Source organism: Accumulibacter sp. (assembly GCF_032229525.1).
Lineage (GTDB): Bacteria > Pseudomonadota > Gammaproteobacteria > Burkholderiales > Rhodocyclaceae > Accumulibacter.
Window position 1 is genome coordinate 1 of record NZ_JAVTWB010000080.1, and the last position, 2720, is coordinate 2720.

At 62.1% G+C, this 2720-nt stretch carries 2 protein-coding genes; one reads left to right on the forward strand and one right to left on the reverse strand.

The window, feature by feature from the left end; translation table 11 throughout:
- Positions 1-1256, forward strand: a 1256-nt coding sequence (locus RUW20_RS04930; RefSeq protein WP_313951086.1) for an HD-GYP domain-containing protein, incomplete at its 5' end; no start/stop codon positions are given.
- 23 nt (positions 1257-1279) lie between these two features.
- Here RUW20_RS04930 and RUW20_RS04935 read toward each other — a convergent pair.
- Positions 1280-2434, reverse strand: a complete 1155-nt coding sequence (locus RUW20_RS04935) for a response regulator (protein ID WP_313951087.1) — start codon at positions 2432-2434, stop codon at positions 1280-1282.
- Positions 2435-2720 lie beyond the last annotated feature (286 nt).

The following is a 2720-nucleotide window of genomic DNA, read 5'->3' on the forward strand; positions in this document are numbered from 1 at the left end:
TGTCGTGGCTGAAACATCCCTTCAGTTTCAGCAGCTTCGTCGTTCAGGACGAGGGACAACTGGCGACCCTGCGCAGTCTGGGCCTGAAACAGATCCGCATCGATCGTTCGCGCAGCCAGTTGGTCGGTGCTCCCGCTACGCTTGCCGCGCCTGTCGAGGTCGCTGTGGTCGCTGAGGTCGCTGAGGTCGCTGAGGTCGCCGAGTCGCCAGCGGAGCTTGAAGACACTCCCGATACCGCGCCGGCAGTGACCATGGCAGACGAGAAGACCTTGCGCATGGAACAAAGCCGGGCCTTGCGCGCCAGTATTGCCAAGGCGGAAAAGCAGGCGGCCAAGGCGGCAAAGATAGTCCGCCACGCGACCACCAGCTTGCGTACAGAACCTGCCAAGGCGATCGGCATGGCCAACGCTCTGGTCGCCGGGATCGCCGAATCGCTGCTCGGTAGCAGCGAAGTGATGGTCCATCTGCTCGGCGATCAGGGCGATGGTGACGCGGTGTACCATCACTCGCTCAGCGTCGCGGTGCTGGCGCTGATTCTCGGCAAGGCGATGGAACTGGATGCCGACACGCTGCAGACCGTTGGCGTGGCGGCCATTTTCCACGATATCGGTATGGCGGATGCGCCGTCAAACGTGCTGCACAAGAACGGGCCGCTGCCGCAGGCGGAGCAGGCCGCGATGCGCCAGCACTGCGAAATCGGTGCCAAGATGGCCCTGCGCTGCGGTTTGCCGGAAGCCGTCGTCGCCGCCATCCTGCAGCACCACGAGCGTCTGGATGGTAGCGGTTACCCGTATCGATTGACCGGCGATCAGATTGGCCAGGTGGCGCGGATCATCGCCATCACCAACCACTACGACCACCTGTGCAATCCCGCCAATGTCGCGGCTGCGCTGACGGCCTTCGAGGCGCTGTCTACGATGTTTGCCCGGCAGAGGAACTGGTTTGATACGGCGATGCTGGCCAAACTGATTCGTATCCTCGGCGTCTATCCGCCGGGCAGCATCGTGCAACTGTCCACTGGCGCAACGGCGATGGTGATTTCGGTCAATACGGCGCGGCCCTTGCAGCCCATGCTGCTGGTGTACGACGCGCTGATTCCGAAAGCCGATGCGATCATCCTCGACCTCGAGAAAAGTCCCGAAATCAGCATCAGCAAAGCCTTGCGCACGGCGGCGTTGGCGCCCGCGGTGCACGAATACCTCAGCCCGAGGAAACGGGTGGCGTACTATTTTGGCGAGGATGCCCGAGCCGACTAGGGTGGCCCGGGTGTGCTGGCCGCTCAGCTTGCCGCTGGCAGCGAGACGGCAAAGCAGAAGATATGGCCAATCAGCTCGCCGCGCAGTATTTGTGGGTGGGCATGCCACAGGCAGGTTTCGCCGTTCTCGCGCAGGAAGTGGCCGTTGCTGCGGTTTCCCGGCGCCGAGAATGTTGCAAAAAGGGCTGCCGCGGTCTCCGCCGGGGTCGTCGCCTGTGCCGCGATCCAGTGCAGGATCGACTCCCCTCCGGTTGACGAAACCAGCTCTTCCGGCAGCGACCACATTTCGTTCAGGCGGCGATTGATGCGCGAGAGTTGGCGTGCGGCATCGAGGACCAGCAAGCCCTCCGAGGTAGCCTCCAGCACCGACGCCATTTCTTCATTCAGTCTCTCGAGCGACGACTCGATGGTCCGTTCGTGGCGAAGGTCGTGCGCCAATACCAGAACGTACTGGCACTGCCCGTCGGCGGCGTTCGAGGTCGACTTGCGTACCGGCACCAGGCTGCCGTCAGCGCGGATATATTCGGTTTCAACCGCATGCAGCGCCCGGAAACTGCCGGTGGATATTTCGTCCCAGTAGAAGTGGTCCAGCGGTAGAGCCTCGATGTCGCCGATCGCCTTGCCGGCCAGTGCCGTCGATGGGTAGCCGAGTAGGCTGCCCGCCGCCGCATTGGCAGCCGACACCACGCGTTTGTGGGCATCGACCAGCAGCAAGGCGTCCGGAATGGCATCGATGATCGCCCGGTTCAGTGTCGATACGCGCGCGTTCTCGCTCTTCAGTTCGTAGTGCGTGAAGGCGTCTGCGATCTGCGTGCGCAAGAGTTCGTCATCCCACGGTTTGGTCAGGAACTTGTAGATCGCCCCGCGGTTGATGGCGTCGGTGATCGAGTTCAGTTCGGTGTAACCGGAGAGCACGATGCGGATGGTATCGGGGTGCTGTTCCTTTACCTTGCTGAGGAATTGCGACCCGGTCATCACCGGCATCCGCTGGTCGGTGATGATCACGCCGACCGGTTCCCGGTCCAGGATGGCGAGCCCTTCCTCACCACTGGTCGCCAGATGAATGACATAGCCGTCGCGGCGCAGCATCCGCTGCAAGGAGCGCAAGATGCTCTCCTCGTCATCGACAAGCAACAGATGCCGGACGGGCTTGTTCAGCTGTTCAAAGCTCAAGTCCATGGTGAGCTCGCTTTCGATGATCGGGTGCGTCCTATTTTACGCATGACGCGCTGACTTGGTTTGTTTGTATTCAGCGCGCGGTTCGGCCAGCAGACGTGGTGAATAGTGGCACGAATCGCGGGCACGAAAGCGCTGGCGAGGCACGGTCCGCTGGCATGCCGCACCGGCTTGGTGGTAATGCTGCCGGTTTTGCAGCCCACTTCATGGGTCAGTTTGGCGCGCGCTCAATTGGCCGGCGTTGCATCAACACAGCGCCTTGTGTAGCATCCGTGTCGCAGTTTGACGT